The organism is Comamonas guangdongensis (assembly GCF_041079535.1).
In the GTDB taxonomy this organism is placed as follows: Bacteria; Pseudomonadota; Gammaproteobacteria; order Burkholderiales; family Burkholderiaceae_C; genus Comamonas; species Comamonas guangdongensis.
In genome coordinates this window covers 40,678-47,060 of sequence record NZ_JBFYGN010000032.1, presented here as the reverse complement: position 1 = coordinate 47,060, position 6,383 = coordinate 40,678, and the positions used below count along the sequence as shown (strand labels likewise).

The 6,383-nt window shown below is 64.3% G+C and carries 6 protein-coding genes; 3 read left to right on the top strand and 3 right to left on the bottom strand.

Annotation, left to right across the window (positions count from 1 at the left end; genetic code table 11):
- Positions 1–157 precede the first annotated feature (157 nt).
- Positions 158–1,018, top strand: a complete 861-nt coding sequence (locus AB6724_RS19880; RefSeq protein WP_369340276.1) for a peptidoglycan DD-metalloendopeptidase family protein — start codon at positions 158–160, stop codon at positions 1,016–1,018.
- A gap of 83 nt (positions 1,019–1,101) precedes the next feature.
- Here the strand turns inward: AB6724_RS19880 and AB6724_RS19875 are convergent, their stop codons facing one another.
- On the bottom strand, positions 1,102–1,617 hold the full coding sequence (locus AB6724_RS19875) for a DUF2242 domain-containing protein (protein WP_439329900.1): 516 nt from the start codon (positions 1,615–1,617) through the stop codon (positions 1,102–1,104).
- Positions 1,618–1,979: 362 nt separating this feature from the next.
- On the opposite strand from AB6724_RS19875, the gene AB6724_RS19870 reads away from it, so the two are divergent.
- Positions 1,980–2,801: an META and DUF4377 domain-containing protein gene (locus AB6724_RS19870; protein ID WP_369340274.1), complete on the top strand. Its 822-nt coding sequence runs from the start codon at positions 1,980–1,982 to the stop codon at positions 2,799–2,801.
- Positions 2,802–3,248: 447 nt separating this feature from the next.
- Here the strand turns inward: AB6724_RS19870 and AB6724_RS19865 are convergent, their stop codons facing one another.
- Positions 3,249–3,596 carry a MoaF-related domain-containing protein gene (locus AB6724_RS19865; RefSeq protein WP_369340273.1) on the bottom strand — a complete coding sequence of 116 codons (348 nt, stop codon included), beginning with the start codon at positions 3,594–3,596 and terminating at the stop codon, positions 3,249–3,251.
- A 331-nt stretch (positions 3,597–3,927) separates the two neighbouring features.
- On the opposite strand from AB6724_RS19865, the gene AB6724_RS19860 reads away from it, so the two are divergent.
- Positions 3,928–5,229 (top strand): MFS transporter, encoded by a 1,302-nt coding sequence (locus AB6724_RS19860; protein WP_369340272.1) that lies wholly within the window; start codon positions 3,928–3,930, stop codon positions 5,227–5,229.
- 102 nt (positions 5,230–5,331) lie between these two features.
- Here the strand turns inward: AB6724_RS19860 and AB6724_RS19855 are convergent, their stop codons facing one another.
- On the bottom strand, positions 5,332–6,327 hold the full coding sequence (locus AB6724_RS19855) for a diaminopimelate dehydrogenase (protein WP_369340271.1): 996 nt from the start codon (positions 6,325–6,327) through the stop codon (positions 5,332–5,334).
- Between the last annotated feature and the right edge of the window lie 56 nt (positions 6,328–6,383).

Sequence of the window (6,383 nt, the reverse complement as noted above, 5' to 3'; positions counted from 1 at the left end):
CGACGCGGCCGACACCTTCGAGCGCCCCATCTATGACAGACAGCGCGCCGCACCAAGCGCAACAAGCCCGCAGCCGGGCTCGGCCGTGCTATGGTTCCTGTATCAGCAAGCGCTTGATGCATCGGCGCTGCACGTTATTTACCCCGTAGAAACAAGCATGAACACAGCTCTTGATAGACGCCGTCTGCTGCAATGGATGAGCCTGACGGCAGGCCTGGCCGCAGCGCCAGCCTGGGCCGCCAAGCCCCCGGCAGCCGACGGCCAGGTCTGGCCGCAGGACAGCCGCGTGCCCGGCGGCGTGGCGCGCCTGTCGCTGGGCCCGGCCTCGGCGCGTCCGAGGCTGAGCTACAACGATGCGCCGGTCCTGGTGCTGGGAGACATGATCGAGTGGACGGCGCTGATAGGCATCCCCCTGGCCACCGCGCCCGGCGACTACCGCCTGCAGCTGGAAGCGGACGGCCGCACAAGCGAGCAGCTGCTCACCATCCGGGACAAGCAGTATGTGGAGCAGCGCCTCAAGGTCTCGCCCAAGACCGTGGACCTGTCTCCCGAGGACAATGCCCGCTACGAGCGCGAGGCCGCCCACCTCAAGACCGTGATGAGCAGCCTGGTCCAGCCACTGCCATTCGGCGATAGCCTGCGCATGCAGGTGCCCGTGCCGGGCCGGCGCTCCAGCAGCTTCGGCCTGCGCCGCGTCTTCAACGGCCAGGCGCGCAATCCGCACAGCGGCATGGATATTGCCGCGCCCACGGGCACGGCCGTGAAGGCCCCGCTGCCCGGCAAGGTCATCGATGTCGGCGACTACTTCTTCAACGGCGGCACGGTCTGGCTCGACCATGGCGGCGGCCTGCTCAGCATGTACTGCCATCTGAGCCGGGTCGACTGCAAGCCCGGCGATATGCTGCAGACCGGCGATGCCTTCTGCAGGGTCGGCGCCACAGGCCGCGTGACCGGGCCTCATCTGCACTGGAGCGTGATGCTCAACCGCGCCATGGTGGACCCGGCGCTTTTCATCTGAAAGCACAAAGCGGCCGCCAAGGCCGCTTTGTGCTTTCAGACCCGCCGGGCTATCGCCGGCCCCCAACAGGCCACGCGTGCAAATCAGGGAGCTTCGCGATCCTGCGTCAGATAGTTGGCTACCAGCTCGAAGAAGCTGTCATAGAAAGCGCTTTTGGCAATGGTTTCGCTGCCCACCTTGACCAGGGAGTCGCTGCTCGAGGAAAAAGGCAGGGACAAAGAGCCCAGCGCCCCCACGCCCACGCTGGCGGAACTCGCGCTCTTCTTGAGCGCATAGCGGTCCTGGAGCGCGGTCACGAAACCGATGCTGACCTGGCCGTCCGTGGTCTGCGGCACGCACACCACGCGGATATTGATCTCCAGATTGGTCTCCATGCTGGGCTGGAAGCTCTTGCGCCCTTCTATCAGCTCCTGGGTGCGGGCGTTGGCGATATAGCCCTGGCTCAGCAGAGCGCGGCGCGCGGCCTCGCAGGTCTGGGCCGGCGAGGAATCGAAGCTGCGCGAAAACGTGGAGCTGGAATCGAAAGTCTCCTGTACGGGCACGCTGTGCGGTGCCGTAGCGGAACAAGCGGCCAGCAGGCCCGAACACAGGCCCAGCATGCCCCAGCGCATGACATGGGCTTTTGCCGAAATTACTCCACCTAAACGCACAAAACCTCCTTCAGACCCATAGCCGCTCAGTCCATTCTTCAAGCCCAAATAGCGTAGCAGTTTGGCGGCGCCCGGCATGCGAACGCCGGCCAAGACCTACGGATTTTTGCCATCTTTACCGCAGATTCATGCAAGCGCTGCGGCAAGCCGCCATCTGCAGGCTCGGCTGCATATGTTGACATTCTTTGCGTGCAAACTGACTGACCGCAGCCGCTGCATCGGTTATGGTCAAAGCTGGACCGGCATCGGGAACTGTGCAAGCCAGACGGAATCCGATGCGGACACTCTTATTCATTCTTGAAGGAACACTCATGAAATTTCGCTGGACCTGGTGCCTCCCCCTGATCGCCTCCGTGACGCTGGCCGCTTGCGGCACCACGGAAGGTGGTGGCGGCGCCAGCAAGCCCGGCCCCAGTGGCCCTGCAGGAGATGCGGCCTCGCTGACCGCCTATCACTGGAAGCTGCAACAGGCTTTCACCCCTGCCGGCAATGATGACCAGACCTGGTTCCTGAGCTCCAGCCAGGCGCCCATCGTGCTGGACTTTGCCGACCAGCGCGTCCTCGTCAAGAACCTGTGCAACGTCATGTCCTCGGGCTATAGCGTCGAAGGCCAGCGCATCAATCTGCAGCGCGCCATGAGCACGCTGCGCGCTTGCAACGACAACCAGCTCATGATGCTGGAGCAGAAGGTGGCCCGCATTCTGCCCACGGCCAAGCAGTGGAATGTGCAGCTCGGCGTAGGCACCGAGCAGCCGCGCCTGACCCTGCAGTTCATCGACGGCACGCGCTGGCAGTTCAACGGCCAGCCCACGGCCCAGACCCAGTACGGCAGCGCGCCCGAACGCATGTTTCTCGAGGTCGGCCCCGAGCGCAAGGCCTGCAGTGCGGGCGCAGGCCGCCACCAGTGCCTGCAGGTGCGCGAGATCCGCTATGGCGACAACGGCGTCAAGACCTATACCGGCCAGTGGGAGAACTTCTACAGCGAGATCGAAGGCTACAAGCACGAGGCCGGCGTGAGCAATGTGCTGCGCATCAACCGCTACAAGCGCCAGAACGTGCCGGCCGATGCCTCGGCCTACGCCTATGTGCTGGACATGGTGGTCTCCTCCACCCTGGAAAACAAGCGCAAATAAGTCTGGCCGCGTCCGATTCGAGGACCAGACCCCGAGCCGGCCCAAGGGCCGGCTTTTTCATTGCGACACCGCAATGTTTCACGGCGGCCGAGGCCGTTTTCCCAAGCCCGGCTCGTCGCCCGGTCACCGTCAAATATCCTTTGGCCACAGCCACTTGCAGCCCGCTGCAGTGCACATCGGCCGACGCAGACGCTCCAGCCACAGTTATACCCAGCAGTTGTGGGCCGTCCTGTGGACAAGCCCCGGAAGAACCCGGCAAACCCGCATGGGCTCGGGCTTTGCGGCCGGCGATCAAAAAATACGCAGCGGCTCGGCCCCGCTGCCCATGTTTCACGCACAAAAAAAGGCCGGCACCTTGCGGATACCGGCACGCACAAGAGAGACACCGACTCGAACCCAATCCTGTGGCAGCCGCCCGCAACAGCGGTGACGGCCGGCCGCATGCGCTCAGCGCAGACGGAAGCGCCCTTCCACAAACATGGAGGAACGGTGGCCGGTCTCGCATTGAGCGTCGGCATAGGACCAGAAAGCCTGGACCGTGCCCTTGGCCGTATCTATGACCTGGCTGACCGTGAAGCCGGTCTTTTCTATCCAGTTGAGGAAGTGCAGATGGTCGCTGAGCTGCAGATAGCTGAGCTGCTCGCAGCCTTCGGCGACATGGCCCTGGGAATCCACCACGCGCCAGCGCATCTGGCCCTTGACGGTATAGCGAACCTCCGCCCTGCTGTCGGGAAACTCGATCACGGCTTCACGACCCAGCAGGGTTCCGGCGTACTGCATGGAAAGCATGGACATGATGACGACTCCTTGTACGACTGCACCGTCTGCTGCAACCCAAACCGGATTGCTTGCGGCTATGGTCGCGCGCTCTCGATTGATTGCTTGTGGGAACGCGCCGCATGCCATCGTCGGTGGCGACTTTTCAATCGACCACGGTTTTTCCTGCATGCCAAGCCCGGGAGAACAGCTCCTACACCCCGATCCCGCCGGCACCGGCAAGGACTTCCGGCTTTGCGCTATTTGCTGCACAAATCAAGTGGATCGCCGATACTCGGCACCTGCCTGTCTCACTCGCTGAGCCCGCACTGCGGATAACGCAGGCCGGGCCGCGTTTCCGGATTCCAACTTGTCCAGCCCAGCCCCTGTATCCCCGCCCGCCGCCGTCGCTTCCGTTGCGCCGCTGCGCGACCGCGCTTTTGTCTCGTTTGTGCTGGCCCGCATGCTGGCCATGTTTGCCCAGCAGATGCAGGCCGTGGTCGTGGCCTGGCAGGTGTATGACATCACGCGCGATCCGCTGTCTCTGGCCTATGTGGGCCTGGCCCAGTTCATCCCCATGGCGAGCCTGCTGATTCCCGCGGGTGACCTCAGCGACCGCATGAGCCGCAAGCGACTGCTCACCATCAGCTGGCTGCTGGCATCCATCTGCTCGGGCCTGCTCTGGCTGCTGGCCGGGAGTGGAACGCGTGACGTGCACTGGATTTACGCGGTGCTGGTGCTGTTCGGCTGCAGCCGCGCCTTCAGCGGCCCGGCGCTGCAAAGCCTGCTGCCGCAAATCGTCGCGCGCGAGCAGTTGGCCAAGGCCCTGGCCACCAACAGCATGTTGATGCGCATCTCGGCGATTGCGGCGCCGGTGCTGGGCGGCCTGCTCTATGCGCTGGGAGGCGGGGTGCTGACCTATGCGGCCTGCGGCATCAGCCTGGTTCTGGGGGCGGCCTTGCTGAATCAGGTTCCCGTGCGCTTCGCGAACATCAAGGCGCCCTCCGCCGACGATAGCAGCACCATGTGGCAGCGCTTTGCCGAAGGCCTGCATTTCATGCGCACGCGGCCCATCATTCTGGGCACCATCTCCCTGGACCTGTTTGCCGTGCTGCTGGGCGGCGTGGTGGCGCTGCTGCCGGTCTATGCGCATGAGGTGCTCAAGGTCGGTCCCCAAGGCCTGGGCCTGCTGCGCTCCTCCATGGCCGCGGGCGAGGTCTGCATGGGCCTGTGGCTGGCATCGCGCCCCATCAACCACCGCGTGGGCAAGGTGATGTTTGGCGCCGTGGCCGTATTCGGCCTGGCCAATCTGGTGTTCGCGCTCTCGAACTGGTTTGCGCTGTCCATGCTGGCCCTGGCCATTGCGGGTGCTGCGGACATGGTCAGCGTCTATATCCGCGGTGCGCTGGTGCAGTTTTCCACGCCCGACCATATGCGTGGCCGCGTGAATGCGGTGAACATGCTGTTCATCGGTTCGTCCAACGAGCTCGGCGAGTTCCGCGCGGGCAGCAGCGCCTCCTGGTTTGGCGCCGTACCGGCGGCCGTGCTCGGCAGCCTGTGCACGCTGGGCGTGGTGGGCGGCTGGATGACGCTGTTCAAGCCGCTGCGCGATGTGGACAGGCTCGAGGATGCGGCGCGCGTGAGCGGCGCCGACACCATGGCACAGAACTGAAAACGATAGCCGACAGCGCTTTCCTGACAGGCGCAACCGCCGTTTTTCATCGAAAAAGCCTCGCATGACCGGCGAGGCTTTTTCGCTGCGGTCGCGGAAGGTTTACAGCAGCTCGGCGCGCAGCTGGTCGGCGCTCTTGGGCGAGAGCAGGCCCGGCGCCACGTCGAACACGGTCTTGCAGCCATGCTGGCCGGCCTGGGCCATGCGATGCACGGCGCGCGCATAGGCCACCAGCACGCTGGCGGTGAACTCGGGATTGCTGTCCAGCTGCAGGCGGTATTCGATGACCTGCTTGTTCCGAGCGCTGGTGTTGCCGCTGCGGATCACAAAACCGCCATGGGGCATGGCCGCGTGGTCGCGCGCCAGTTCTTCGGCGCTGATGAAATGCACCGTAGTGTCGTACTGGTCGAAGTAATGGGGCATCTCCACGATGGTGCGGCGCACGAGCTCTGCATCAGCGCCGGCCTCGAGCACCACATAGCATTCGCGCTGGTGCTTGTCGCGCGTGCTCAGCTCAGGGCGCACGCCGGAGCGCACCTGGTTCACGGCCTCTTCGACGGGAATCGTGTACTGCACGCCGCCGGCCACGCCTTCGACGCGGCGAATCGCATCCGAATGGCCCTGGCTCAGGCCCTTGCCCCAGAAGGTATAGGTGGCGCCGTCGGGCAGCAGGGCTTCGCCCATCAAGCGGTTGATGGAGAACATACCCGGGTCCCAGCCGGCCGAAATCAGCGCCGTGCACCGGCCGCCCTGTGCTGCCTGGTCCACCTTGGCGAAATGCTCGGGAATGCGCGCATGGGTATCGAAGCTGTCGATTAGATTGAAGTGGGCCGCGAGCTCGGGTGCCTGCCGCGGCAGATCGTCCTTGGAGCCGCCGCAAAGGATCAGCACATCGAGTTGGCCCCGGTGCGAGAGCAGGCTGTCCATCGCATGCACGGGCGTGGCCGCATGCAGGGGCTGGAGCTGCGCGGGATCGCGGCGCGTGTAAATCCCCGCCAACCGCATGTCGGGGTTCTTGGCGACGGCGGCTTCCACGCCGCGTCCCAGATTGCCGTAACCGACGATGCCAATGCGGATAGGGGATGTTGTCGATGCCATGACGATCACTTTCCTCGGAACAAAAAGAGTGATTATTGTCTTTTTATGCACCAACT